The following is a 776-nucleotide window of genomic DNA, read 5'->3' on the forward strand; positions in this document are numbered from 1 at the left end:
CACGACGCTCGTCGCGGCGGTCATCACGACGGTCGTCACGGCGACCGTAGCCGCCACGATGGTCGTCACGCCGGTAACCACCGCGGTCGTCGTCCCGACGCTCCCCGCGGTCGTCGCGGCGGAAGGAGGGACGGTCACCATCACGCCGGAACCCGCGCTCACGATCCCGATCGTCCCGCCGCGGCCCACCGGACCGCTCGTCCCGACGGAACCCGGGGCGGGGCCCCCGGTCACCGTCCCGACGGTCATCCCGCCGGTCGTCGCGACGGTCGTCCCGCCGGTCGTCCCTGCGGTCATCACGACGGTCGTCGCGCCGGCCGTACTCACCACGGCTGTCATCACGGCGGCTGTCGTCACGACGGAAACGACCACGATCGCTGTCGCGCCGGAAGCCGCCCCGGTCCCCGCGGTAGCCGCCGCGCTCACCCCGGTCGCCGCGGTCACCACTGTCCCGTCGCCGCTGGTCGCGCTCCGGTCGGTCGTCGGGAGAGTTGGTAGACATCGGTGACTCCTGTCTTCGGTACCGCAAGCATTGTAAAAACGAAAGGACCCCTGGTCCCAGCTGAACGCTGGTGACCAGGGGTCCTTCCCAAAGATTGTTCGGCGGCGTCCTACTCTCCCACAGGGTCCCCCCTGCAGTACCATCGGCGCTGTAAGGCTTAGCTTCCGGGTTCGAAATGTAACCGGGCGTTTCCCTCACGCTATGACCACCGAAACCCTAATGGTTTCGAGCGAACAAGCACACTCTTCTTTTGTCTGTTCTGCTCAAAGCCGAC

Annotated in this window: 1 rRNA gene and 1 pseudogene; one reads left to right on the forward strand and one right to left on the reverse strand. The window is 67.4% G+C overall.

The window, feature by feature from the left end:
- A pseudogene (locus AQI70_RS39260) lies at positions 1 to 508 on the forward strand (hypothetical protein); the annotation flags it as partial.
- Between the two features lie 90 nt (positions 509 to 598).
- Here AQI70_RS39260 and rrf read toward each other — a convergent pair.
- Positions 599 to 715: ribosomal RNA gene (gene rrf, locus AQI70_RS28190) — 5S ribosomal RNA — on the reverse strand.
- Positions 716 to 776 lie beyond the last annotated feature (61 nt).

The organism is Streptomyces curacoi (genome assembly GCF_001513975.1).
GTDB classification, from domain to species: Bacteria; Actinomycetota; Actinomycetes; order Streptomycetales; family Streptomycetaceae; genus Streptomyces; species Streptomyces curacoi.